Annotated in this window: 21 protein-coding genes; 9 read left to right on the forward strand and 12 right to left on the reverse strand. The window is 61.7% G+C overall.

What is annotated here, in order from left to right; all coding sequences use genetic code 11:
- The first annotated feature begins 83 nt into the window (after window positions 1-83).
- A complete protein-coding gene (locus AC6I7Z_RS12510; protein ID WP_497814442.1) occupies window positions 84-3,689 on the forward strand; it encodes an AAA domain-containing protein in 3,606 nt (1,201 codons plus the stop codon).
- Between the two features lie 34 nt (window positions 3,690-3,723).
- On the opposite strand, the gene AC6I7Z_RS12515 is transcribed toward AC6I7Z_RS12510, so the two are convergent.
- On the reverse strand, window positions 3,724-4,935 hold the full coding sequence (locus AC6I7Z_RS12515; protein WP_497814443.1) for an MFS transporter: 1,212 nt from the start codon (window positions 4,933-4,935) through the stop codon (window positions 3,724-3,726).
- A 245-nt stretch (window positions 4,936-5,180) separates the two neighbouring features.
- On the opposite strand from AC6I7Z_RS12515, the gene AC6I7Z_RS12520 reads away from it, so the two are divergent.
- Entirely contained in the window at window positions 5,181-6,377 is a 1,197-nt protein-coding gene (locus tag AC6I7Z_RS12520) for an MFS transporter (protein ID WP_048782253.1), read from the forward strand.
- Between the two features lie 43 nt (window positions 6,378-6,420).
- On the opposite strand, the gene AC6I7Z_RS12525 is transcribed toward AC6I7Z_RS12520, so the two are convergent.
- Window positions 6,421-7,443: an LLM class flavin-dependent oxidoreductase gene (locus AC6I7Z_RS12525; protein ID WP_497815442.1), complete on the reverse strand. Its 1,023-nt coding sequence runs from the start codon at window positions 7,441-7,443 to the stop codon at window positions 6,421-6,423.
- Window positions 7,444-7,653: 210 nt separating this feature from the next.
- Here AC6I7Z_RS12525 and AC6I7Z_RS12530 point away from each other — a divergent pair, with 210 nt between their 5' ends.
- A complete protein-coding gene (locus AC6I7Z_RS12530) occupies window positions 7,654-8,712 on the forward strand; it encodes a fatty acid desaturase (RefSeq protein ID WP_497814444.1) in 1,059 nt (352 codons plus the stop codon).
- Complete coding sequence (locus tag AC6I7Z_RS12535; protein WP_497814445.1) at window positions 8,618-9,376, forward strand: phosphate/phosphite/phosphonate ABC transporter substrate-binding protein; 759 nt, start codon at window positions 8,618-8,620, stop codon at window positions 9,374-9,376. Before AC6I7Z_RS12530 ends, AC6I7Z_RS12535 begins: the two co-directional genes overlap by 95 nt.
- 1 nt (window position 9,377) lies before the next feature.
- Here AC6I7Z_RS12535 and AC6I7Z_RS12540 read toward each other — a convergent pair whose 3' ends face one another.
- The 8 genes from AC6I7Z_RS12540 to fusA all read right to left on the reverse strand — a co-directional run bounded on the left by AC6I7Z_RS12540 (window position 9,378) and on the right by fusA (window position 20,393).
- A complete protein-coding gene (locus tag AC6I7Z_RS12540) occupies window positions 9,378-10,712 on the reverse strand; it encodes an LLM class flavin-dependent oxidoreductase (protein WP_497814446.1) in 1,335 nt (444 codons plus the stop codon).
- 11 nt (window positions 10,713-10,723) lie between these two features.
- Window positions 10,724-12,325 carry a dipeptide ABC transporter ATP-binding protein gene (locus AC6I7Z_RS12545; protein ID WP_497814447.1) on the reverse strand — a complete coding sequence of 534 codons (1,602 nt, stop codon included), beginning with the start codon at window positions 12,323-12,325 and terminating at the stop codon, window positions 10,724-10,726.
- Window positions 12,322-13,155 (reverse strand): ABC transporter permease, encoded by an 834-nt coding sequence (locus tag AC6I7Z_RS12550; RefSeq protein ID WP_497814448.1) that lies wholly within the window; start codon window positions 13,153-13,155, stop codon window positions 12,322-12,324. Before AC6I7Z_RS12550 ends, AC6I7Z_RS12545 begins: the two co-directional genes overlap by 4 nt.
- Window positions 13,155-14,144, reverse strand: coding sequence for an ABC transporter permease (locus AC6I7Z_RS12555; protein WP_497814449.1), 990 nt, complete (start codon window positions 14,142-14,144; stop codon window positions 13,155-13,157). The genes AC6I7Z_RS12550 and AC6I7Z_RS12555 overlap by 1 nt, the downstream gene beginning before the upstream one ends.
- Window positions 14,145-14,156: 12 nt before the next feature.
- Window positions 14,157-15,770, reverse strand: coding sequence for an ABC transporter substrate-binding protein (locus tag AC6I7Z_RS12560; protein WP_497814450.1), 1,614 nt, complete (start codon window positions 15,768-15,770; stop codon window positions 14,157-14,159).
- Window positions 15,771-15,809: 39 nt separating this feature from the next.
- Complete coding sequence (locus AC6I7Z_RS12565) at window positions 15,810-16,334, reverse strand: GNAT family N-acetyltransferase (protein ID WP_497814451.1); 525 nt, start codon at window positions 16,332-16,334, stop codon at window positions 15,810-15,812.
- A gap of 173 nt (window positions 16,335-16,507) precedes the next feature.
- Window positions 16,508-18,124, reverse strand: coding sequence for an ABC transporter substrate-binding protein (locus tag AC6I7Z_RS12570; protein ID WP_497814452.1), 1,617 nt, complete (start codon window positions 18,122-18,124; stop codon window positions 16,508-16,510).
- Window positions 18,125-18,296: 172 nt separating this feature from the next.
- Complete coding sequence (fusA, locus tag AC6I7Z_RS12575; RefSeq protein ID WP_497814453.1) at window positions 18,297-20,393, reverse strand: elongation factor G; 2,097 nt, start codon at window positions 20,391-20,393, stop codon at window positions 18,297-18,299.
- Window positions 20,394-20,534: 141 nt separating this feature from the next.
- On the opposite strand from fusA, the gene AC6I7Z_RS12580 reads away from it, so the two are divergent.
- Both AC6I7Z_RS12580 and AC6I7Z_RS12585 read left to right on the forward strand, forming a co-directional pair.
- Complete coding sequence (locus tag AC6I7Z_RS12580) at window positions 20,535-20,840, forward strand: ArsR/SmtB family transcription factor (RefSeq protein ID WP_033750046.1); 306 nt, start codon at window positions 20,535-20,537, stop codon at window positions 20,838-20,840.
- A 71-nt stretch (window positions 20,841-20,911) separates the two neighbouring features.
- Window positions 20,912-21,823: a ketopantoate reductase family protein gene (locus tag AC6I7Z_RS12585; protein ID WP_497814454.1), complete on the forward strand. Its 912-nt coding sequence runs from the start codon at window positions 20,912-20,914 to the stop codon at window positions 21,821-21,823.
- Here AC6I7Z_RS12585 and AC6I7Z_RS12590 read toward each other — a convergent pair whose 3' ends face one another.
- Window positions 21,824-22,603, reverse strand: a complete 780-nt coding sequence (locus AC6I7Z_RS12590; protein WP_497814455.1) for an ElyC/SanA/YdcF family protein — start codon at window positions 22,601-22,603, stop codon at window positions 21,824-21,826.
- 85 nt (window positions 22,604-22,688) lie between these two features.
- Between AC6I7Z_RS12590 and AC6I7Z_RS12595 the strand changes: the two genes are divergently transcribed.
- From AC6I7Z_RS12595 to AC6I7Z_RS12605, 3 genes are read left to right on the forward strand one after another with little or no spacing between them, the layout of a single operon-like run.
- Window positions 22,689-23,750: a LacI family DNA-binding transcriptional regulator gene (locus AC6I7Z_RS12595; protein WP_497814456.1), complete on the forward strand. Its 1,062-nt coding sequence runs from the start codon at window positions 22,689-22,691 to the stop codon at window positions 23,748-23,750.
- Window positions 23,751-23,802: 52 nt separating this feature from the next.
- Entirely contained in the window at window positions 23,803-24,039 is a 237-nt protein-coding gene (locus AC6I7Z_RS12600; protein WP_497814457.1) for a DUF4160 domain-containing protein, read from the forward strand.
- Window positions 24,020-24,283: a DUF2442 domain-containing protein gene (locus AC6I7Z_RS12605; RefSeq protein ID WP_096073440.1), complete on the forward strand. Its 264-nt coding sequence runs from the start codon at window positions 24,020-24,022 to the stop codon at window positions 24,281-24,283. Before AC6I7Z_RS12600 ends, AC6I7Z_RS12605 begins: the two co-directional genes overlap by 20 nt.
- 122 nt (window positions 24,284-24,405) lie before the next feature.
- On the opposite strand, the gene tmaR is transcribed toward AC6I7Z_RS12605, so the two are convergent.
- Window positions 24,406-24,726 carry a PTS system regulator TmaR gene (gene tmaR / locus AC6I7Z_RS12610; protein ID WP_033791495.1) on the reverse strand — a complete coding sequence of 107 codons (321 nt, stop codon included), beginning with the start codon at window positions 24,724-24,726 and terminating at the stop codon, window positions 24,406-24,408.
- Window positions 24,727-24,882: the final 156 nt, after the last annotated feature.

Genomic DNA, 24,882 nt, shown 5'->3' on the forward strand with positions numbered 1-24,882 from the left:
CAATTAGCGGCTTTAAACATTACCTCTGTGTTATTCTGTCATCATGAATATCAGGGAGATAATCAGGTTAAGGTTCATTTAGCATGATGCAAAACTCAACAAGGAACATCCTCTCAGCGTGGCATGACTACGTAAAATTCAGTGGCGCAGAAAAAAGCAAAATATCAGCCAGCCAGGTGCATGAATATCAACAATTAATGCTTAGCAGAAATAATTGTGCAGAAAACCAGAGCGGTATAATCATTAGTGTATCGCCGGAAATGCGCGAAAACTGGCGCAGGCGTTTTGTTAAATATGGCGAAAAGGGTGAAATTACTCATATCGAGCCTGTAAATCTCCTGTTTCCGCTGCTGCGCTGCACTGAACAAGAGCGTGGTAAAACCATTGTAAAATACCTGCCGCTGTTTTCTTTTCCACTGCCAAAATCATTCTTTGAGCAAAAGACAAATTCACTTCTGATTCCTGTTAAAGACGGACAACTTGTAAGCGCGTTGCCCTTTGCCTTTCGGGAAATCTTTGGAATCCAGTTGAATGAGCTTGGTGAAAATCGCCATATGATGAGTATCGTCAGCGCGCTCACCGGCTGTAAATATGCCACCTTTCTTGAGTCGTTTGAGGCACTCCTGTTATGGGTCACTCAGCACTTAAGCAGTAAATTTCAGAGAGTTGAAACGGCGTTCAACGCCCTGGTTGCTCCTCTGCATAATGAAGATTACAACCTTAAGCGTGATGAGGAAGATTTTACCTGGCTCTGTCATAAAGCTGTCGGTGATTTTCCCCTGCTGGAACAGTATCTCAACAATATTCATCATGACGATAATGCGCCCGATATTTACGACGTGGTAACAGGTGGTTTGTTTGAAACACACTATCCGTTGGGCCATGGACAGATGGCTGCCATTCAGGCTATTAATCAGGATGAACGTCTGATCGCTGTTCAAGGCGCACCTGGTACCGGGAAAACCACGCTGTTCAAGTCGCTTATAGCACAACAACTGGTTGCCCGAGCGCTGGCGATCGCTGACGGCAAAGACCAGAATTTCGGTATGCTGGTCACTTCCACAGCAATAAAAGCAGTGGAAAATATCATTGATGACCTGCGTGCCGATCCAGTCACGCAGGATCTTGACTGGTTATGGTTTCATAGCGGTTCAAACGATCAGGTACAGCATGAACTTGCCAGGCTGGAAAGACTGATCAGTCGCTGGCGACAGGAAAGCTATGACGAACAACAACAGCGCGATTTTTTAGCTGTTTTAATCAGACATCGTAACGAATTAGATGCCTGTCACCGCGCATATCGTGATGCAAAAGCGAGCGTGATACAGTCGACTGTGGATTGTGGGCTACATACCACCAATGCAGAAGAGCTTACCCCGCGCTTTATGGATAATATTCCTCCGCTCGCGGCTCACGCGCAGCTACTCGGAATTGATATCTCGCTACGTCATCCCAACGACCTCGACGCCTTAGCCTGTCAGCTAGAGCAGCGTCTCCAGGAAATTCGAGCGATAAAAACGCAGCGTCAACAGGCCGGCAGAATTTACCAGACGTTGCAGGCGACCTGGCCACAGCCGCATAGTCTGGCCCAGATACTGCGATGGATGAATTCACCGCTACGCCCGGCGCTGGAGCTTCATTATCGCGACTACCCGCGAAAAGGAATAAAGCGCTACCTGGTCCGTTTTTTCCAGGGAAAATATCAGTCAGGATTGCAGCAAATGAGCCTTGCTGCGCCAGAAGACTTTCAGCACTTCAGTCTTTTTACCCTGACCCATCATCAGCTGGCGGCACTGGCCGATGCTGGAGACAGGCTGGCACATCAGGAAGATAACCTGGCGTTACTGGAAGTGCTCCTGCATGCAGAACCCGAAGCCCAATATGAAGCCGATCTTATAAACCTGAGTAATGACGTAGCAACATTGCAGAAGCAATGGCGCCAGGTTGTCCGGGCGCAAAAGCTAATGGCAACGTATCAACAGGATTATCCCGAAGGTAGCTGGTGCGATATTTTGCGTAAACGCTTCATCAGACAACACCGGGAAATGTTCGAAGCCGCTATCGGCTATCTCTGGCAGGAACAACTCAGGCGTAAAATTGAACTGGAGGAGGTGCTTACTCACTGGCGAGCATTAATGAGCAGACGCATCAGTGCGGGCTACTATCGCTGGCTGGATAAGCTGGATGAGTTTTATCGCGCACTATCACTGGTCTATCCGGTCATGGCAACCACATTAGTCTCCGCCTGGAAAGTCGCAGGCTATCGTAAGCTCGAAGACCTTAAGGGACATAAACCCTGGCATCTGGCACTGTGCGATGAGGCAGGCATGATCTCGCTCGAATCTTTGGTACCGCTATTAAGCCGCAGCGAAAAAGCGATGATTGTCGGCGACCCCTTGCAAATCGAGCCCATCAGAAATCTCTCGGAAAATGTGCAAAAACAGCTACGTGAACGTCATTTCGCCAGCAACAATACCTTATATGAGCGGGTTTCACCTGCAAGCGTTACGGGCTGGCACCGTGCGGCAGGAACCCTTTCCGGGCGGGTGGATGATACCGGCAACGGCATTATCCTTGATGAGCATCGCCGGTGTCAGAAACCGATTGCCGATCTCTTTATCCGGCTGGCGGGCTATCATGGCGTTAGCGTGGAAACAGCCTCTCCTTCTGAACGCATAGCCAGCGCCTTTGAGAAATCGGGTGGCCACCATTTAATGTTCTACAGCGTTGAGGGCCAGAAAGGCGATATGGTCAACACCAATGTAGATGAAGTCGATGCTATTGAGCTGCTGCTGAATAAACTGGAGGAATGCGGTTACGATTTGACCGCCGATGTTGGCATCGTCACGCCCTATAGCAATCAGAAATCATTACTGATTAAGCGCCTTGCCCAGCGTATGAATCACTGGCAGAAAAACTGCATTGGTACAGTTCATCAGTTCCAGGGCGTAGGCTTTGAGGTCATAATTTACAGCCCAGTAATTTTTCATCCTCTCGATAAGCCAGCTTTTCAAAACGACGCGCCAAACATGTTGAACGTTGCCGTTTCACGCGCAAAACAGCAATTTATTGTGGTGGGCAACCATCACAGACTACGCCAGGCTGGTGGATATCTAAAAATTCTTGCGGACAGCGTTGCTGAAGACTTTCTTCTTGAACAGGGCAGCCAGCATCCGAACTTTGCCAGCCTGAGCCAGACGCCGCGTTTACAGCGTTATTATCGCGACTGTGAACATATCGCCGCATTTAGTGCCCTGGCGAGCCGCTGTGAGCAGGAGCTGGTTATTATTACTCCCTGGATCCGTCGCGGAGGCAGCCAGTATCAGAGGCCAGAACTGGCGCAACTTATAGCAGCACAGCAGCGTGGCGTCCGGGTTAAGGTTTATTACGGCTACTATCATCAGCATCTGGATCGTGCAGAAGATAATGATGAGTCCCTGGTTGCTGAGTATCGAGAAAAGCTTGGAAAAGACAATGTTATCCGGTTGACGGAAGGGACGCATGAAAAGGTCATAATGATCGATGGCCGCTTCATCGTTCTTGGAAGCTGGAACTGGCTGTCTCATGGCTACCATCATAGCTGCGAGCGTAGCGAGCAGTTCATTCATGCTATTCGTCATGAGATTAGCGCGGAGCTGGATGATGTTTCGCTGGTGAAGGAGCTGAGGGAGAGGTTAACGCTGGAATAGCATTTCGGTTTGAAAGTTGCGGTTATTGTCTTCGCTACTCAGCCTGCCGCAGTTTTCTGATCCCCGGCACCAGGCAGGCCGCCAGCGTCGCCGCCAGCACCGCCGCCACGCAGCCCAGCAGCACCGTCTGGTTGCCGAAGCGCATCGCCAGCGGCCCGGCGGCCAGCTCGCCCAGCGGAATGGTAATAAAAGACCCCATCGCGTCATAGGCGTAAACCCGCGCCAGCCGGTCGCGCGGAATATGGGTTTGCAGCGCCTGCGCCCAGATCACGCCGAACTGGCCGAACCCCATCCCGGCGATGCAGAACGCGACCATCAGCCAGGCCGCTGATGCGCCGCCCGCCAGCAGCAGCATGGGAAACACGCAGAGCGCCACCAGCATCACGCCGGTGAACATGGCGCGGCGCGGACGCCAGCGCAGCGCGATGCCGGAGCCGATAATCAGCCCGACGCTTTGCGCCGCGATCATCACGCCCCAGCGGGCGCGGCCAAAGGCGTCGTCGGCGATAACCGGTCCCAGCACCATCATCATGCCGGTAAAGGCGGCGTTGACCACGGCGAACTGCGCCACTACCGTCCAGACCCAGCTGCGCGAAATGAACTCTCGCCAGCCGTCGCGCAGATCCTGCCACAGCGTAGTGTGAGAATCCGCAGGCGGCGCGCCGGTGCGCACCGCGTAGTAGAGCGGCGCGGCCAGCGCGAAGCCGAGCGCGTCCACCGCCAGCCCCCAGCCCGCGCCGATCGTGCTGGTCAAGATGCCGCCCAGCGAGGCGCCGAGAATGGTGCCGCCATAAACCCCCGACTGAATAAAGGCGTTCGCCTGGCGCAGCTTTTGCGCCGGCACGGTTTGCGGCACCAGCGCCGACGAGGCGGGCAGCGCGATGCCTGCGGCCGCGCCGTTGATGGCGCTCAGCATCGCCAGAGTGATCAGGGTGGCGGCCTGCTCGAGCACCAGCCAGGCGACGCAGCTCTGAGAGAGCGCGGCGACAAGCGACGAGAGCAGCAGCACCCGATTGCGCGAATAGCGATCCGCCAGCACGCCGCCAAACAGCAGAAAGAGAACGTTAAAGAGCGAGCGCGCGGCGACCACTACGCCGAGGTCGGCGGCGGAACCGCCCATATCGAGCACCGCAAAGGCGAGCGCCACCGGCGCGACGCTGTTGCCCAGCACCGTCAGCGTGCGGGCGAAAAAGAGATGGCGGAACGGCGCGTAGTAAAAGGCGTGACGCGGGGTGTTAAGCTTCATGGCCGCGCCCCCGGCTCTCTGTTGTCATCCTGATGCTGCTGATGGTGCCTCCCTGCCGCTGGTTGATAACTGTTCAGGGGATCATAACCGCAGTCAGGCGCGCTGCCCAGATAGATCCTGGTCGTTCAGCGGACTTTGTGGCCGCCGCCTGTCACCCGGCGGCCGAATAAAGGCTGTGCTGCCGCTCGCGTCGCGCTATTTTTCGATTATCCTCCTGTACATCCGTACGACAAACAGGAGTCGTGATGACGCCTCAACAACAGGCTCGCGGCAAGTGGGCCATTTTCGGTCTGATGTTTATTCCCGGCTTTACCTGGGCCTCCTGGGTCAGCCGCACGCCCTTTATGCGCGATACGCTCGACGCCTCAACCGAGCTGATGGGCATGATTCTGTTCGGCTTCTCCTGCGGGTCGATGCTCGGCGTGCTGCTGGCCGGCAAGCTGATCGCCCAGCTCGGCACCCAGCGGGTAATGCGCTACGGCATGGTGCTGCTGCTGATCGGTCTGGTGCTGATGGCGCTCAGCCTGACGATGGCGAGCGCGCTGGGCGTCTTCGCCAGCCTGACGCTGCTGGGCGGCGGCACGGCGCTGATGGATGTGGTGATCAACGTCGAGGGCGCCGCGTTCGAACGGGCGCTGGGCCGCTCTGTCATGACCATTATTCACGGCTTTTTTAGCCTGGGTACGCTGGCGGGCGCGCTGGCGGGGCTATTGATGACCGCCGCGGATATCAGCACCAGCCTTCACTTTGCCGCCGTGCTGCTGGCGGATGTGCTGATCGCTGCCGTGGCGCTGCGCCATCTGCCTGCGACCAGCGACGGCGAACGCAGCGAACAGACGCACAGCGGCGGCTTTATCGCGCAGGTGCGCCATGAGCTGCGCGATCGCCAGCTGCTGATCCTCGGCGTGGTGATCCTGGCGATGGCGCTGGCGGAAGGCTCCGCCAACGACTGGCTGCCGCTGCTGATGATCGATGGCCATAACCTGAGCCACACGCAGGGCACGCTGGTCTATGCCGGTTTCACCGCGGGCATGACGCTGGGCCGTTTCCTCGGCGGCTATGTGGTCGATCGCATCGGCCGCGTCTGGATGCTGCGCGTCAGCGCCTTCTCCGCCGCGTTCGGCCTGATGCTGGTGATTTTCTCCGATAATTCATGGCTGGCTGCGGCCGCCGTGCTGTTCTGGGGCATCGGCGCGGCGCTCGGTTTTCCGCTCACGGTCTCCGCGGCAGGCGACGGCAACAACAGCGCGATTCGCGTCACCATCGCGGCGACCCTCGGCTATCTGGCTTTTCTGGTGGGGCCGCCGGGACTCGGCTTTATCGGCGAGCACGCCGGGCTGCGCATGGCGATGCTGCCGGTGCTGGCGCTGGTGGTGATAGCCCTGTTCTGCGCCGGGGCGGCGGGCAGCCGCAAGCTGGAAAAAGCGCAACAGGCGAGTTGATCCCTGCAAAAAAAACGGCGGCCGAGGCCGCCGTTCTTCACGCTTAGCGCCAGCCTAACTCCGGCGCGACATATTTCAGAATCGCTTCAATCACGTGCGCGTTGTAGGCGACGCCGAGCTGGTTCGGCACCGTCAGCAGCAGCGTGTCCGCTTCGGCAATCGCTTCATCCTGCGCCAGCTGCTTGATCAGCGTTTCCGGCTCCGCCGCGTAGCTGCGGCCGAAAATGGCGCGCGTCTTCTCGTCGAGGAAGCCGACGGAATCCTGCTCCTGGCCGCTGCGGCCGAAGTAGGCGCGGTCCATATCGTTCACCAGCGCAAAAATGCTGCGGCTGACCGAGACGCGCGGCTCGCGCTTGTGCCCCGCCGCTTTCCAGGCTTCACGGTAGGCGCGGATCTGTTTCGCCTGCTGCACGTGGAACGGCTCGCCGGTTTCGTCATCCTTCAGGGTAGAGCTTTGCAGGTTCATGCCCATTTTCGCCGCCCACTCGGCGGTGGCGTTGGAGCCGGAACCCCACCAGATGCGCTCGCGCAACCCTTCCGAGAACGGCTCAAGGCGCAGCAGGCCCGGCGGATTCGGGAACATCGGCTGCGGATTCGGTTTGGCGAAACCTTCGCCGCGCAGCACCTCTAAAAAGGCTTCCGTATGGCGACGGCCCATATCGGCGTCGGTTTCGCCCTCCTGCGGCGCATAGCCGAAGTAGCGATAGCCTTCCACCACCTGCTCCGGCGAGCCGCGGCTAATGCCGAGCTGCAGACGGCCATTGCTGATCAAATCCGCCGCGCCGGCATCTTCCGCCATATAGAGCGGGTTTTCGTAGCGCATATCGATTACGCCGGTGCCGATTTCGATTTTGCTGGTGCGCGCGCCGACCGCCGCCAGCAGCGGGAACGGCGAGCTGAGCTGACGCGCAAAGTGGTGCACGCGGAAATAGGCGCCGTCCGCGCCCAGCTCTTCAGCGGCGACCGCCAGATCGATAGACTGCAGCAGCACGTCCTGCGCAGAGCGGGTGGCGGACTGTGAAGAGGGTGTCCAGTGACCGAAAGATAAGAAGCCAATATTTTTCATCATTCATTTCCTTTCGCGGGCAGATTTCGCCCCTGCGTGAGAGATAAGATTCGATGAGCAAAGGTTACGTCAGCCGCGTCCGCACTGATAGCCAATAGTTTTCAACCGCATCATCAAGTTTTTCGACATAAGTAAGTCACTCAGGATCTTTCTCTTTTTGCTCGCCTTCACGCATGTTGTGCTGAATTCCGTCACCTTCGGCAGGTTGCTATGACAAGAGGCTCGTCCGACTACCTTAACGCGCAGCAGCGCGCGCAAATCCGGCAGTGGAAACAAAGCTGGCTATGGCGCAGCGAGCTGCCGACCTGGCTGCTGATGGCGACGATCTACGGCGGCTGGTTCGCCACGCTGGCCTGCTGGCAGACGCTGGGCCGGTGGCCCGCCACGGGGTTGCTGATCCTGTTTACCAGCTGGTATCTGTCGCTGCAGCATGAGCTGATCCACGGGCATCCGACGCGCTTTCCGCGCCTGAACCAGCTGTTTGGCACGCTGCCGCTGGCGGTCTGGTATCCCTACGGGCTTTATCGCGATTCGCATCTGGCGCACCACCGCAACCACAGCCTGACCGATCCCGACGACGATCCCGAAACCTGGTATGTGTCACCGGCGCGCTGGGCGCGGCTACGGCCCTGGCAGCGCCGGGCGATCCACCTGCGCAATACCTTTCCCGGCCGGTTGCTGCTGGGGCCGCTGCTGGATATTTACGCGTCGCTTCAGTCGCTGCTGCTGGCGATCTGCCGTGTGGAAGGGCGCGCCCTCGTCATGTGGGCGATCCATCTGGCGCTGCTGGCCGTGCTGTTCGCCTGGATGGCGCGCCAGGGCTTCTCGCCGCTCCTGTTTATACTGGCGGTAAGCTACCCCGCGCTGATGCTGACCAAAGTGCGCTCTTTCTATGAGCACCGCGCCGATGCCGATCCGCTGGCGCGCTCGGTCAACAACGAGGCGGGCTGGGCGTGGCGGCTGCTGTTTCTTAATCTCAACTATCACGCGGTGCATCACGACCTGCCCGGCCTGCCGTGGTATGGTCTGCGCAGGGTCTATCTGCTGTGGCGCGACGACTATCACCAGCGCAACCGCGGTTTTCGCGCGGCAGGCTACGGCGAATGGATCAGGAATTTCACCACCACGCCCGTTAACGTTAACGCCCATCCGGGCTGGCAACAGGATCGCTCGCATGAGACGGCTTTCGCTACCGATGTACGACATCCACCGTCCGCACACCCAGAGGCTGACCGCCAGGCTGGCGCAGCGGTTACGGGCGGATGTTGAATGGCCGGAGGATCTGCTGGCGCACTGGCGCGCCGACGATCTGCTGCTGAGCCAGACCTGCGGCTACCCGCTGATGACGCAGCTGCCCGATGTGCAGCTGGTCGGCGCCTTTGAACTCAGCGCGCCGGGCTGCCACGGCGCGCGCTACCGCAGCTGGCTGGTGGCGCGCGAGGAAGATGAAAACCGCGCGCTGGCCGATTTCCGCGGCCGCCGCGCGGCGGCCAACAGCCTCGATTCCCACTCCGGCTATAACGCGCTGCGCTACCTGATCGCGCCGCTGGCGCAGGATGGCCGCTTTTTTAGCGCCACGACGCTGAGCGGCAGCCACCGCCAGTCGCTGGCGCATCTGCGTGACGGGAAAGCGGATATTGCGGCGATTGACTGCCTGACCTGGGCGCTGCTGCGGCGGCACGCCGCGCAGGAGCTGGCGGGGCTGGCGATCGTCGGCGAAACGCCGCTCTGCCCCGCCCCGCCGCTGATTACGTCCGCACAAACGGATGAGGAGACGCTGGCGACGCTGCGCCGCGTACTGACGCAGTTTGTCGAGGAGAAGGCGGCGCGCGCCAGCTTTATTACCGGTTTTACCGTGCCGGAGCGCGCCGCCTATCAGGAGATAATGCGCTGGGAGACGCAGGCCGCCGCGCTCGGCGTGACGGCCCTGTAGCTCAGGCCACCTGCCGGCGGCGCCCGGCGAACTGGTTTTCCGGCTCGGCCAGCCCGAGATTTTCACGCAGCGTCGCGCCTTCATACGCCTGACGATAGATGCCGCGCGCCTGCAACAGCGGGATCACCTGCGCGACAAAATCATCGAACGCCGTCGGCGTGCCGCCGCGCACCACGAAACCGTCAGCCGCCCCGCTGAGGAACCACTCCGCCAGGCCGTCCGCCACCTGCTGCGCGGTGCCCAGGAAGGTCGGGCGCGGCGTCGCTTCTTCCAGCGCCGCCTGGCGCAGCGTCAGGCCGCGCTCGCGTGCGTTACGCTTAATGGCGTCGGTGGTGCTGCGAAAGCTGTTTTCGCCGAGGTCGCCAATCTCCGGAAAAGGCGCGTCGGCGTCGTACTGGCTAAAGTCGTGATGCTCAAAGTAGCGACCGAGATACTCCAGCGCCTTGTCGAGCGTGACCAGTTCCGCAGTCTGCTGATAGCGGCGCTCCGCGTCAGCCTGGCTGCTGCCGATAATCACGCTGATGCCCTGAAACACGCGAATATCGTCGGCGCGGCGGCCGCGCGCCACCAGTCGACGGCGCACATCTTCGCGAAACTCGCGTGCCTGCTCTGGCGTCTCCTGTCGGGTATATATCGCGTCGGCGGCCTCGGCGGCAAAGGCTTTGCCCGCTTCCGACGCGCCCGCCTGGAACACCACCGGGCGGCCCTGGGGCGAACGGCCCACGTTAAGCGGCCCCTGCACCGAGAAGTATTTGCCTTTATGGTTCAGCGTGTGCAGCTTGTCGGCGTCGAAGAACTGGCCGCTCGCCTTGTCGCGCACAAAGGCGTCCGCCTCCCACGAGTCCCACAGCCCCTTCACTACGTCAAGATATTCGCTGGCGACGCGATAGCGCTCGTCATGCTCCGGATGGCTGGCGCGTGAAAAATTCTTTGCCGAGCCTTCAAGCGGCGAGGTCACCACGTTCCAGCCGACGCGGCCGCCGCTAAGGTGATCGAGGCTGGCGAACTGGCGCGCCACGGTAAAGGGCTCGCTGTAAGAGGTAGAGAGCGTCGCCACCAGCCCGATATTTTTGGTGACCAGCGACAGCGCCGACAGCAGCGTAATCGGCTCGAAGCGGTTGAGGAAATGGGGGATCGACTGCGGCGTAATATAGAGGCCGTCAGCGACGAACAGAAAGTCGATTTTCGCCTGCTCCGCCTTGCGCGCCAGATCCAGCACGTAATTGACGTTGATGCTGGCGTCGGCCACCGCGTCGGGGTGACGCCAGGCGGACATATTGCCGGATGCGCCCTGAATAATGGCTCCCAGCCGCAGCTGGCGTTGTGTCTGACTCATTGTAATCTCCTTTATGCGACGGCGGGCCGCCAGGCGGGAAGCACCGGCAAGGCCTGTAACAGTTTTTGCGTCCAGGGATGCTGCGGCGCGTCGAACACCTGACGCAGATCGCCGCTCTCGACCACCTGACCGTTTTGCATCACCAGCACGCGATCGGCGAGATGCTGGATAACGCCGAGATCGTGAGAAATAAACAGCAGCGCGGTGCCGTGCTCAGCCTGCATATCGGCCAGCAGATCCAGCACCTGCGCCTGCACCGACACGTCGAGTGCGCTGACCGGCTCATCCGCCACCAGCAGCGCCGGATTGGGCGCAAAGGCGCGCGCGATGGCGACGCGCTGGCGCTGGCCGCCAGAGAGCTGCTGCGGATAGCGGTCGAGGAAACGGTCGCCGAGCTGCACCTCATCCAGCAGCTGGCGCACGCGCTGGCGGCGCGCATCGCCGAAAAGGCCCGCGCTGTCGAGGCTTTCGCCAATAATCTTCTCCACGGTGTAGCGCGGATCGAAGGAGCTGTACGGGTCCTGAGCGATCAGCTGCAGGCGTGCCCGTCGCGCGCGGCGCGCCTTTTCATGAAGGCGATCCCAGCGGCTGCCCTCCAGCAGCAGCGTGCCGCTGTCCGGCTCGGTCAGCCCCATTACCACTTTCACCAGCGAGGTTTTGCCCGAGCCCGACTCGCCCACCACGCCGAGGGTTTCGCCTGGATGCAGGCGGAAGTGAATATTGTTCAATACCTGACGATCGCCGTAGGCCTTATTCAGCCCGATCGCCTCCAGCAGCGGCGCGTTGCCGGGCTGCGGACGCGGCGGCAGCGGCGTCGGCTCGGTGGCGCTCAGGCGCAGGCCGCGCGTGGCGGGCGTCGGCACCGCGCGCAGCAGCCGCTGCGTCCAGGGATGCTGCGGCTGTGCCAGCAGCGGCCCGCTGCGGCCCTGCTCCACGACTTCGCCGTCGCGCATCACCAGCACGCGATCCGCCAGCTCGGAGACCACCGCCAGATCGTGGCTGATCAGCAGCAGCGCGTGGCCGTCGCGGCGGCGCTGCGCCAGCAGCTGCAGGATCTGCCGCTGCACCGTCATATCCAGCGCCGTGGTCGGCTCATCGGCAATCAGCAGCGCCGGGCTGGCCGCCAGCGCGGCGGCGATCAAGGCGCGCTGGCGCTGCCCGCCGGAAAGCTGGTGCGGGTAGCGCGCCAGCCGGCTTTCCGCGTCGCTAATGCCCGCGGCCTGCAACAGCCGGATACTTTGCGCCTCCAGCGCGCCGCGCTGCCCGGCGGCGCTGAGCGCATCCGCCAGCTGCTGCCCGATGCGGCGCAGCGGATCGAGCGAGACCAGCGCATCCTGCAATACATAGCCGATGCGCCGTCCGCGCAGCGCGCGCCACGCCTCGCGCCCGGCCTGGCGCATATCGCGCCCGTCGATAACAAAGCGATCGGCGCTGAGCGTCGCCCCGTCGGGCAGCAGCCCGAGCAGGCTGCGCGCCGTCAGGGTTTTGCCGGAGCCGGACTCCCCTACCAGCGCCACCGATTCGCCCGGCCGCACCTGCAGGTCGAGGTTTTTCACCACGTAGTGCGGGCCAAAACGGATCGAGAGATTTTGAATGTCGATAACCGGGTTCATGCTTCGCCTCCTTCAAAACGCGCCTGCCAGTAGCGGCCCAGCGTGTTGACGGCAATCACCGTCAGGGTGATAAACACGCCGGGCCAGACGGCGATCCACCAGGCGTTGCGCAGATAGTTGCGCCCTTCCGCCAGCATCAGCCCCCATTCCGCGGTCGGCGGCTGCGGCCCCATGCCGAGAAAGCTCAGCCCAGCGGTGCCGATAATGGCGGTGCCGAGCCCCAGCGTCGCCAGCGCAGGCACCTGCGCAATGGCGTGCGGCAGGATATGGCGCAGGATCAGCGTAGTGCGCGACAGGCCAAAGGTGCGCGCCTGCTCAACGTAGCCGGAGGTCATGACGCGCCAGGTTTGCGCGCGCACCACGCGGGCAAAGCGCGGCACCGACGCCACGCCGAGCGCGATGATCAAATTGGTGGTGCCTGGCCCGGTAAAGGCGATCAGCATCAGCGCCAGCAGCAGATCGGGAAAGGCGGAGATCACGTCCACTGCGCGGCTCAGCAGCTCGTCGACGATGCCGCGGGCGAGCGCGGCGGCCAGCCCCAGCAGCGTGCCGAACAGCACCGCCAGCGCCATCGCCGCCACGCTGATCAGCAGCGAATAGCGGCTGCCGTAGATCACCCGCGTCAGCAGGTCGCGTCCGAGCTGATCGGTGCCGAGCCAGTGCTGCGCCGACGGCGGCAGCTGGGCGTTGAGCGGGTCGGCCAGCAGCGGATCGCTATGCGCCAGCCACTGCGGGGCCACCACCGCCAGCAGCACCAGAAACAGAAAAACGATCGCTGCCCACACCGCGGCAGGCAGCGCAAAGGAAACGCGTTGCAGAATGGCTTGCATTACTGGCTCTCCCCACGCAGACGCGGATCGATCCACAGCGCCAGAATGTCCACCAGCGTGCTCATCACCACGTAGATCAGCGCCGATAAAATGGCGACCGCCAGCACCACCGGCAGATCTTTCGCCAGCACCGCGTCGACCGTCAGCTTGCCGAGTCCCGGCCGGCCAAACACCTGTTCGGTGATCACCGCGCCGCTCAGCAGGCCGCCCACCAACCAGCCGGTCAGCGTGACGGCGGGCAAGGCGGCATGGCGCAGCGCGTGGCGCAAGCGAATCCTGGTTTCGCCGACGCCCCAGGCGCGCAGCGTCAGGGTAAAGGGCGCATCCAGCGCGCGCTCCAGCTCGCGCCGCAGCAGCTGGGCCACCACCGCGCCCTGCGCCAGCCCCAGCGCCAGCGCGGGCAGCACCAGCGCGGAAAGCGTGCGGTCGCCCGCCACCGGGAACCAGCGCAGCGTGAAGCTGAAAACAAACAGCAGCACAATGCCCACCCAGAACGACGGCGTTGAGGCGAGCAGCAGCTCCACCGCATTGGCCACGCGGCGGCCCCAGCGGCGATGCGCAGTGGTGACCGCCACCGCCACGGCGAAGAGAATGCTCACCAGCAGCGCCGCCAGCGTCAGCTTGATGGTCGGCCAGAGCTGCGTCGCCAGCAGATGGCTCACCTCGGTATTGAGGATGTAGGAGCGCCCGAAATCGCCGTGCAGCACGCGCCATAAATAGTGCAGATATTGCAGCCATAAAGGTTCGTTCAGTCCCCATTCGGCGCGGATCGCCGCCTCAATGGCCGCCGTGCGCACCTGTTCGCCAATCAGCAGGCTCACGATGTCGCCCGGGGCCAGATGCACGCCGAGAAACGCCAGCGTAACGGCCGCCCACAGCACCAGCACGCCGCCGAGCAGCCGCCCGGCAATGCGCCGCGCCAGCGCATTGCGCCAGAATAACGGCGTCGGCTTACGCGGCGCGCGGGTTGCGATGCTCTCCAGACTCATCCTCGCCTCCTGTTAGTGTTCGCTGAGCCAGACGTCGTAAACGCTTTCCGGCATCTGTTTGTAGCTGCGGAAGCCGTAGCCGTGCACATAGCTGGCCGTGGCGAGCTGGTCTTCCGGCTCGTAGAGCGGCAGCGCCAGCGCCAGGTCGGTCAGCGCCCGCGTTTGCAGATCGCTGTAGGCCTGACGGCGCTGCGCGATGTCCAGCGTGCCGGCGGCCTTATCCAGCAGCGCGTTGATCTGCGCGTCGTTAACGCGGCTGTAGTTGATGGCGCCGCCCTGTTTGATCGGCCGGTAGTGGTTTTCAATATCGACGCCGTCGGTTGGCGTGTTGGAGTTGGCGATGGTGCCGAACTTGCCGCTGGCGCGCACCTCGGTGTAGGTGCCGGAATCGACATAGTTGAGTTTCAGGTCGACGCCGAGACGCTGGCGCGCCTGCGCCTGAATCGCCTGAAGCAGCACGTCGCGCTGGTCGCGCACCGTGGCCTGCGCCTGGATTAGCTCGATGCGCAGCCGCTGGCCATCTTTGGTGCGGAAACCCTCGCTGTCGCGCGCGCGCCAGCCCGCCTCATCCAGCAGTCGGTTGGCGGCCTCCGGCTGGTTGCCATATTTGCCCTCCAGCGCCTTGTCATACAGCGGATCGACCGGCGAGGTGATGCCCCACGCGCGGGTGCGTTCGCCGCGATAGACCGATTTCAGCAGCGGATCGATCTCCAGCCCCTGCAGCAGCGCCTGGCGCACGCGCACATCCTGCGTCGGGCCATATTCGACGTTAAGGAACAGCGAGTACGGCGTGCCGGTATTGAGCGCGTGCTGGTAAGTGAAGTCGCCGTTGTCTTTAAATTCGCCCGCGTCGTTGCCGGAGATGCCTTCGATGGCGTCCACCTGGCCGGAGAGCAGCGCGCCGGTGCGCACCGACGATTCCGGCAGGAAGCGGTAGGTGACGCGTTCCAGATACGCCGGTCCCTGATGTTTCGCCGTGGCGGGCGCCCAGTGATAGTTCGGATTGCGGACGAAGGTGACCTGCTGCCCCTTCTCGTAGCTGTCGAGAATAAAGGGGCCGGTGCCGGCGATCTCTTTGCCGCCCGACTTGAGCTGCGTCGACTGCCAGCTGGCGGGCGCAAGGATTTGCAGCCCGGCGGCGAACGACAGGAACGGCGCATAGGTGGCGTTAAGATTAATCACCACCGTGGCGTCGTCCGGCGTCTCGATGCTGGCGATATGGCTGCCCATCAGGCACAGGCTGGTGCCGGCGCAATATTTCGCGTCCTGGGTGTGACGAAAGTTTTCCGCCACCGCGTTCGCATTCAGCTTCTCGCCGTTAGAGAAGGTGACGTCGCGGCGCAGCGTAAAGCGCAGCGTTTTGCCGTCCGGGCTGATCTGATAGCTCTCCGCCAGCCAGGGCACAAAGCTGCCGTCGGGGCGGCGCGCCAGCAGCGACTCCCAGAAATTACGCAGGGTGATTTCCGCTTTGTCCTGGCCGTTGAGCTGCGGGTTAAAGGTGGTCGGTTCGGTCTCGACGCCAACCGTCAAACTGCCGCCGCTGCGCGGCGCGTCAGCGGCCAGCAGAGGTGATGCGCTTCCCAACAGAGAGGTGAAACCCAGCGCCAGGGTAAAAATCTTTTTCATATTATCCTTATTAGGTGCAGGTGTGTTTTATTATAAAAATCAGGCCGAGCGAGCAATGTCGCTGGTGACTTCCGGCTGGAATTCCTTCTTCAGAAACACCAGCGCTTCACCCAGCGGGTTGGTGCGGTGATAAAAAGGCTGATAGCCGCGGCGCTGATATAATTCACTCAGCCACGGATGTTTAACCGCCGTGGCCAGATAAACGCCCGGCGCTTTTAACGTCTCTTTTAATAAATGATCCTCCGCCCAGCTGATTATTTCACGGCCATAGCCCTGGCCTTTAAAATCGGGATCGACGGCGAACCAGTGAATAAACGGCAGCTGCGACGGCGCATTCGCCTGCTGGGTCCAGGGAAAGCGCACCGTCACCGTGGCGACCGCGCGCTGCCACTTGCGCAGCACCAGCACGGTTTCGCGCTCGATGGTCTGACGCACCTGGTTTACGTTGCCCTGCGTAATGGTGAAATGAATATCCTGCTCCAGCAGCGAGGCGTAGGCGCGCTGCAGCAGGGCGAAGATCTCTTCTGCATCGTCGGGTTTTGCCACCTGAACGGACTGACTCATATTTTCGCTCTCTCGGTTAATTACCGGGAAATTATTAAAATCCGGCGCGAAGAATGTAAACCGACAATAATGACAATCGTTTTGTTGAATATGGGAATCCGCCCCGGCCTGGCGCAGGGATAATTGCGCCAGGCGCATATTGAAATAACAAATTTATCTGAGCCTGGCGTAAATTAACGATCGCTTAGCCAGATCTCATAGGCGTTTTCCGGCATCTGCTTAAAGCTGCGGAAGCCATAGCCGTGGACATAGCGCGCGGCGGCGATCTGATCTTCCGGCTGATAGAGCGGCACCGCCAGCGCCAGCTGGATCAGCGCGCGGTTTTGCAGTTCGCTGTAAGCCTGACGGCGCTGCGCGACGTCCAGCGTGCTGGCGGCTCTATCCAGCAGCGCGTTGATCTGCGCGTCATTGACCCGGCTGTAGTTGATCGCCCCGCCCTGGCTGATGGGCCGGTAGTGGTTTTCAATGTCGATACCGTCGGTTTCGACATTGGAGTTGGCAATCGCGCCAAACCTGCCGCTGTTGCGCACCTCGGCATAGGTGCCGGAATCGACGTAGCGCAGCCTGAAATCAACGCCGAGCCGCTGCCGCGCCTGCGCCTGAATCGCCTGCAGCAGCACGTCGCGCTGGTCGCGCACCGTCGCCTGCGCCTGGATCACCTCAATGCTCAGCCGCTGGCCCGCTTTGCTGCGGAAGCCTTCGCTGTCGCGCGTGGCCCAGCCCGCCTCGTCCAGCAGCCGGTTGGCGGCGTCCGGCTGGTTGCCATATTTGCCCTCCAGCGCCCTGTCGTAGAGCGGTTCAACCGGCGAGGTAATGCCCCAGCCGCGCGTGCGTTCGCCGCGATAGACCGACTTCAGCAGCGGATCGATATCGAGCCCGCTGATGATCGCCTGGCGCACGCGGAGATCCTGCGTCGGGCCATAGTCGACGTTGAGGTAGAGCGAATACGGCGTGCCGGTATTGAGCGCATGCTGGTAGATGAAGTCGTGGTTCTCTTTAAACTCGCCCGCATCGTTGCCGGAGATGCCCTCAATGGCGTCGAGCTGGCCGGAGAGCAGCGCGCCGGTGCGCACCGAGGACTCCGGCAAAAAGCGGTAGGTGACGCGATCGAGATACGCCGGTCCCTGATGCTTTGCCGTGGCGGGCGCCCAGCGGTAGTTCGGGTTGCGCACGAAGGTAACCTGCTGCCCTTTTTCATAGCTGTCGAGAATAAAGGGGCCGGTGCCGGCTATCTCCTTGCCGCCCGACTTGAGCTGCGCCGAGCGCCAGCTGGCGGGCGCGAGGATCTCCAGCGCGGCGGCGAACGACAGAAACGGCGTGTAGCCCTGCTTCAGGTTGATCACCAGCGTAAAATCGTCCGGCGTCTCGATGCTGCTGATGCGCGCCCCCATCATGCACAGGCTGGTTCCGGCGCAGTATCGCGCATCCTGGGTGTGGCGGAAATTCTCCGCCACCGCCTGCGCATCCAGCTTTTCGCCGTTGGAAAAGAGCACGTCGCGGCGCAGCGTAAAGCGATACTGGCTGCCGTCCGGGCTGGCCTGGTAGCTCTGAGCCAGCCAGGGAACGAAGCTGCCGTCGGGCTGACGCGCCAGCAGCGACTCCCAGACGTTGCGCAGCGTGACATCCGCCTTGGCCTGACCGTTAAGCTGCGGGTTAAAGGTGTTGGGTTCGGTTTCGACGCCGACGGTAAAGCTGCCGCCCGCTCGCGGCGTTTCGGCAGCGGAGACGGCGGCGACGTGGCCCAGCAGGCAGATCGCGCCCAGCGCGCGGTGCAGAGAATTCGCGTTCATAGTGTCCTTGTCCGCAGGAGGAGAAAGGCGCGCGCCAGCGGCGCGCGCAAAGAGTCGAGCCGCGAAATGATTAAACGTGCGAAAAGGGGAAGTAAAACGAGAATAGTGACAATGGTTTGGCGCGAGGCGGGATTAGGGAAAGATGGCGTCCCTGCCATCATGGTGTAGCGGCTTAGTGGCGTGCGGCGATCACCGCGTCGGCCACCTGACGCGGTGCCTGCGCATAGTGGGCGAACTCCATGCTGTAGGTGGCGCGTCCCTGCGTCAGCGAGCGCAGCGCCGTGGAGTAGCCAAACATCTCCGCCAGCGGCACTTCGGCGCGGATAATGCGGCCGCCAAAGTGTTCATCCATGCCCTGCACCTGTCCGCGGCGCGACGAGAGATCGCCCATAATGCCGCCCGCATACTCCTCAGGCGTTTCGACCTCGACCTTCATCACCGGCTCCAGCAGCACCGGATCGGCCAGCTTCGCGGCGGCGCGGAAGCCGAGAATGGCCGCCATGCGGAACGCCATCTCCGACGAGTCGACGTCGTGATAGGAGCCGAAGGTCAGCGTCGCCTTCAGGTCGACGATCGGATAACCGGCAATCACGCCGCTGTTCAGCGCCTCGCGGATGCCCTTTTCCACCGACGGAATATATTCGCGCGGCACCACGCCGCCTTTGGTGGCGTCTTCGAACACAAAGCCGCCGCCCGGCTCCAGCGGTTCCAGCGTCAGCACCACGTGACCATACTGCCCTTTACCACCGGACTGGCGCACAAACTTGCCCTCGACATCGCGCGCCGCCTTGCGCAGCGTCTCGCGGTAGGTCACCTGCGGACGGCCGATATTCGCCTCGACGCCGAACTCGCGCTTCAGGCGGTCGACGATGATCTCCAGATGCAGCTCGCCCATGCCGGAGATAATCGCCTGGCCGGACTCCTCGTCGGTGTGCAGCCGGAACGAGGGATCTTCCGCCGCCAGCCGCTGCAGCGCCAGGCTCATCTTCTCCTGATCGCCTTTGGTTTTCGGCTCGATCGACAGCGAAATGACCGGTTCCGGAAACTCCATGCGCTCCAGGGTAATAATGGCGTTGGGATCGCACAGCGTTTCGCCGGTTGTCACCTCTTTCAGCCCGACGCAGGCGGCGATATCCCCGGCGCGGATCTCCTCTATTTCATGGCGCGCGTTGGCGTGCATCTGCACGATGCGGCCGATACGTTCTTTTTTGCCCTTGACCGCGTTCCAGACGCTGTCGCCTTTGCGCAGCACGCCGGAATAGACGCGCACAAAGGTGAGCTGGCCGACAAAGGGATCGCTCATCAGCTTGAACGCCAGCGCCGAGAAAGGCTCGTCATCGCCCGGATGCCGCTCCGCCTCGTTGCCGTTCTCATCCACGCCTTTGATCGCCGGAATATCGGCGGGCGACGGCATCAGCTCCACCACCGCATCCAGCATGCGCTGCACCCCTTTGTTTTTGAAGGCGCTGCCGCACAGCATCGGCTGGATCTCGTTGCGCAGCGTGCGCTGGCGCAGGCCGGCGATAATCTGGTCATGATCCAGATCGCCGCTCTCCAGCCAGGCTTCCATCAGTTCATCGCTCGCTTCGGCCGCCGCCGAGACCATTTTTTCGCGCCAGGCGTTCGCCTCGTCCAGCAGCGCGTCGGGGATCGGCGCGTAGCTGAAGGTCATGCCCTGCGACGCTTCGTCCCAGTAAATCGCCTGCATTTTCAGCAGATCGACCACGCCGCTGAAGTGCTCTTCCGCGCCGATGGGGATGACGATCGGCACCGGATTTGCGCTGAGGCGATCTTTCATCATCTGCACCACGCGGAAGAAATCCGCGCCCTGGCGATCCATTTTGTTGACGAACGCCAGCCGCGGCACGTGATATTTATTCGCCTGCCGCCACACCGTTTCCGACTGCGGCTGCACGCCGCCGACGGCGTCATAGACCATTACCGCGCCGTCCAGCACGCGCATCGAACGCTCGACTTCGATAGTGAAGTCGACGTGGCCGGGCGTGTCGATGATATTGATGCGGTGCGGCGCGAAGCTGCCGTCCATGCCGGGCCAGAAGCAGCTGACCGCCGCCGAGGTAATGGTGATGCCGCGCTCCTGCTCCTGCGCCATCCAGTCGGTCGTTGCGGCGCCATCGTGCACTTCACCCAGCTTGTGGCTCATTCCGGTGTAAAACAGGATGCGCTCGGTCGTGGTGGTTTTACCGGCATCGATATGCGCGGAGATGCCGATGTTGCGGTAACGCTCAACGGGAAGTGTTCGGGGCATGATGCGTCCTTAGTCGGTTGACGTGTGGCGCGGCGCGCAGGATTGCGCGCCGTCGAAAAGCAGCTTACGCTCACTGTACGACTAAATGCGAACAGTTTGAGCTATAATTGCGCAATTGATAGATCGTAGAACAGGAATACCATGCTGGAAAATCATCCGCAGCCGCACGAGATCAAACTGGAGAACGTGCTGTTTGCGCTCGGCAATCCGATTCGCCTCGCCATTCTCCAGACGCTGGCGCAGCACGGCGAACAGAGCTGCAACGCGCTGCGCGGCGAGATCGCCAAATCGACCATGACGCATCACTGGCGCGTGCTGCGCGACAGCGGCGTGATCTGGCAGCGGCCCGTCGGGAGGGAAAATCTGATTTCGCTGCGCCGCGACTGCCTGGATCAGCGCTTTCCCGGCCTGCTCCCCGCCCTGCTGGCGGCGATAGCGCGGCGCTGAGCAACGCGACGCTGGCAACCGCTGCCGTCAGGTTTTAAGGTAGGAGCCTCAACGGCTAAAGGAAAACGATCATGCGCATTCTTATCGTAGGCGCCGGGGCGACCGGCGGATATTTTGGCGCGCGTCTGGCGCAGGCGGGACGCGACGTCACCTTTCTGGTGCGCGAGCGTCGCTTCAGGCAGCTCAGCGAAAACGGCCTGGTGCTGCGCACGCCGCAGGGCGTAGAGAAGCTGCAGCCGCAGCTGGCGCAGGCGGGATCGCTGCGAGGTCCTTACGACCTGATTATCCTGACGGTGAAAAGTTTTGCGCTGGCGCAGGCGATAGAAGATATTGCGCCCGTCGTGGGCGAACAGACGCTGATTATGCCGATCCTCAACGGCATGCGTCATTTCGACCTGCTGCGCGAGCGCTTCGGCGATAAGGTGATCGGCGGGCTGGTAAAAATCAACGCCACGCTGGGCGAACAGGGCGAAGTGGTGCAGATGACGGCGCTGCACCAGATCTACTACGGCGCGCTGGATGGCCGTAACGACGCGCGGCTGCAGCGCGTGGACGAGGCGCTGCGCGCGGCCAGCGTCGACACCCTTTTTTCCGACAATATTATCGGCGAGCTGTGGGAGAAGTGGCTGCTGCTGAGCACGCTCGGCGCGGTCTGCTGTCTGGCGCGCGGCGATACGCGGCAGGCGCTCAGCGCCGAGGGCGGCGAAGCGCTGCTGCGCGGCCTCTTCAGCGAGGTGCTGGCGACCATTACTGCCGACGGCTACCAGCCGCGGCCGGCGGTGACGGCGAAAATCCTCGAGCTGCTGAGCAATCCCGCGACGCCGATGACCTCTTCGATGTATCGCGATTTATGCCAGGGCTTTGATATTGAAGCGGAACAGGTGATCGGCGATCTGGTGACGCGCGCGGCGCGCAACGGCGTCAGCGTGCCGCTGCTCAACGCGGTGAACGTCAATTTACAGGTCTACTTAAAGAGCCGTTAGCTAGCGCGCGGCCGCCAGCCGCGACCGCACGGCGGGCAGCTGCATCAGGCGATGCCAGGCGGCGTCTACCGCATCGGGCATCTCGACTTCGCCAAAGAAACCGGCGCCGCGTGGACCGTAGCCCTGTTCATCGTTGCGCAGGCGCTGCACTTCGCCCATCAGCAGCTGCACGAAGCGCTCCAGCGACCACAGCCCCTGCGCCGGCGCGCCGATGATGCGCGCCATACCGGAATCGTGCGTCACGACCGGGGTAAATACCGGCCAGTTGATAAAGCGCGGCGCGTCGTCGCGCTCGCGCCACTGCCAGCGAAAGGTGGCGTCGGCGCGGCGCTGCAGCAGCGGATCCTGAATCAGCACCACGCGCTGCGGCCGCAGCTGGCGGGCGTCGAGCAGACGCTGGCTAAAGGCGGCGTTTTCGCCAGAGTTGCGCGACGCCTCCTCCAGCAGCAGATCTTCTTCGTCGAGGCCGCCGAAAACACGGGCGATCGCCGCCAGCATCTGCGCCTCGCTTTTGCCGCGCGTCTCGATATCGCGATAGAGCGGATGCAGCGCCATCGCCTGCGCCAGCGCGCCGGTGGCGTGGCCGATGCCGCCGCTGAGCAGCAAGGGCAGCCTGAACTTTTTCGCCAGCGCCACCGCGCCCTCGATATTCGGCAGCACGGCGTGGCCGGCAAGTATCGCCATATCCGCTTCGATGTCGCCTTCGACGGGCATATCGTCCAGCGCCAGCCAGCCGGCAATAAGATTGAGATCCTGTATGGCCTGATGATTAAGCTGCATCTCTCCTCCTTTCGGGTTGCGCACAGACGCGCCTGCGCGACGAAAATTTTGTTACACTGACCGCCTCTGTCCAGTGGAGAAATCAATGACTTCCCGCGCTATCACTCTTGATGACGTCGCCCGCCTTGCCGGCGTCTCCTACCAGACCGTTTCCCGCGTGCTTAACCATTCGCCGCAGGTCTCCCCGCGCACGCGAGCGAAGGTGGAAGCCGCCATGCAGCAGCTCAACTATGTGCCAAACCGCGTGGCGCAGCAACTGGCGGGCAAAGCGACGCGCACGCTCGGACTCGCCACCAGCGATCTGGCGCTAATGGCGCCGGCGCAGATCGCCTCGGCTATCCAGCAGCGCGCCAGCCGCGGCGGCTACCATCTGGTGATCGCCATGCGCAGCCACAACAGCGCCGCCGAGACCGTCAACGAACTGCTGGCGCAGCGCGTCGATGCGCTGATGATTAACCTGCCGCTGGCCGCTGCGGAAGCGGAGCAGATCCAGACGCTGTGCGGCGACAAGCCGGTAATTTTTATGGATGTCGAACCCCAGGCGCAGGTGGCGCAGTGTCAGTACTCCAACGCGCGCGGCGCGCGGGCCGCCGTCGAGCACCTGGTCGCGCTGGGGCATCGCCAGATCGGCCTGCTGAACGGCCCGACGCAGGCGATTTCTGCCCAGCTGCGCGAAGCGGCGTGGCGCGAGGCGCTGGCGGCGCACCGCCTGACGCCCTTCTGCGCGCTGCGGGGCGACTGGAGCGCCCAGTCCGGCTACCAGGCGATGCTGCAACAGCTGCCCGATCGCCTGCCGCAGGCGCTGCTGGTGGCGAACGATCAGATGGCGCTTGGCGCGATGCGCGCGCTGCATCAGCACGGGGTGGCGATTCCGGGCGAGATCTCGGTGGTCGGCTATGACGATACCGCCGAAAGCGCCTGGTATCAGCCGCCGCTGACCACGGTGCGTCAGGATCTGCAGGCGCTGGGGGAGCAGTGCGTCGAGACGCTGATGGCGCGTCTGCAGGATGCGCCGCCGCCCTCCCGGCCGCTGGAGCCGGCGCTGGTGCTGCGCGCCACCACCGCCGCGCCGGGCGGCGAAGTACCGGATGGCGAGGCGCTGGCGCAGCAGCTGCAGCGCATCGCGCGCCAGCTGCTGCAGCGCTGAGGGTAGAGTAAAAGCGTCTATTCTGTTCATACCGTTTGTCAGGGAGATAAACATGCCGACTGTTCTTAGAATTGGCCCTTACCGCTTCTATTTCTACAGTCATGAACCCAACGAACCCGCGCACATCCACGTTGATAAGGAGAATGCAACGGCTAAAATATGGTTGCATGACTTGAGCGTGGCGCGCAGTGTGAATTTTGCTTCGCATGAGCTACGTGAACTTCAGCGTCTGGTGAAAGAGAACCAGAATCATCTTCAGGAGGCCTGGGATGCTTACTTTACAAAGTGAGAATGATATACGCGTCATGAAGGTCCATATTGACGACGACCGTCTGACTGTGGACCTGATGGATGGACGTACTATCTCCGTGCCAGTTGCGTGGTATCCGCGTCTGGCTGCCGGCACGCCTGAACAGCGTCAAAAATGGGAATTGTGTGGCGCAGGCTACGGCATTCACTGGCCCGATCTTGATGAAGACCTAAGTACAGAGGGTCTGCTGCGTGGTGCAAAGGGGATATTAACAGGACAATGACGCTGATTTTCTCTCTATTCGTACCGTTATTCGGGACGAAATACATATGAAAAAAAACCGCAGACTTAAAAAGCTGCGGTTTTTTTACGCTATGAAGATGAATGTGTCTTCTGTACGGCCAGTTACTGCGCTTTCGGCTCACCCATCGATTTCAGTTTTTTCGACAGGTCGCGACGCTCTTTCGACAGATCGGCGTTTTTGATGATGTATTCATCGACGCGATCTTCGTAGTCGGAACGCATGGAAGCGATGATTTCCTGGATCGCCTCAATGCTCATGCCCGGTTTAATATACTCGCTCAGGTTGTCCAGCAGCAGAACGCGCTTCTGGTTATCACGGATTTTCTTTTCGTTATCAGTGATTTCACGCTGCAGTTTGTTTTTACGACGGAACATACGCACAAACTCCAGTACGTCCTGAAATGATTGCTTGGCATTTTCCATGGTGGCACCTTTTTTTGGGCCTGCTTACGCAGGGAGTAGAGTCATAACCTTCAGCTTAGCGGTTCGCCAGCCGGGGCGACAATTGTCGCCGCTAAAATCGGACTGGCGCTTATCTTAGCGCAAAGAAAGCGCCTTTCGCATTAAGTCATTGTCCCT

The sequence above is a fragment of the Pantoea sp. X-Soil-MYKO-1289 genome (assembly GCF_059730625.1).